The organism is Streptomyces sp. T39, from assembly GCF_008042045.1.
Taxonomy (GTDB): domain Bacteria; phylum Actinomycetota; class Actinomycetes; order Streptomycetales; family Streptomycetaceae; genus Streptomyces.
This window is the reverse complement of record NZ_RDBP01000246.1, coordinates 1-614: the sequence shown is the minus strand read 5'-3', so window position 1 is coordinate 614 and position 614 is coordinate 1. Positions and strand designations below refer to the sequence as shown.

At 73.0% G+C, this 614-nt stretch carries 1 protein-coding gene; it reads left to right on the top strand.

Annotation, left to right across the window (positions count from 1 at the left end; translation table 11 throughout):
* Positions 1 to 52: 52 nt before the first annotated feature.
* Positions 53 to 614: ATP-binding cassette domain-containing protein (locus EAO77_RS37790; RefSeq protein WP_410088771.1), on the top strand; the 562-nt coding region annotated here is incomplete at its 3' end.

The following is a 614-nucleotide window of genomic DNA, read 5'->3' as shown; positions in this document are numbered from 1 at the left end:
GCAGATGGTCGCCCTCGCCCGGGCGGTCTCCGTCAGGGCGCAGGTCGTCATCATGGACGAACCCACCTCGTCGCTCGAACCGCGCGAGGTCGAGACCCTCTTCCGGGTCATCGGCGACCTGCGGCGCAAGAACATCGCCGTCGTCTACGTCAGTCACCGGATGGACGAGCTGTACCGCGTCTGCGAACGGGTCACCGTGCTGCGCGACGGCCGGCACATCCACACCGGCGAGCTGGCCGGCCTGGACCGCGTCCAGCTGGTGCCTGCGGGAGAGACCGTCGGCGGTGAGCACGGGCGTGCGCGCGATGTCGTGCCCCTCCTCGCCGAAGCTCGTCACGCCGTGCCGGCGCACCTCGGAGATCTCCCGGCCGAGCATCATGGACACCAGCTGGACGGCGTCTCCCTGGAACTCCACCCCGGTGAAGTGCTGGGCCTCGGCGGCCTGCTGGGCTCCGGCCGCAGCGAGACCGCCAGGGCGCTGGCCGGCGCGCTCCCCCTCGACGCCGGCGAGATGACGGTCGGCGGCGCCCCCGTCGGACGGCTCACCCCGGCGAGCGCCATCCGGGCCGGGATCAGCCTGCTGCCGGAGGACCGCAAGGCCGACGGCATCGTGC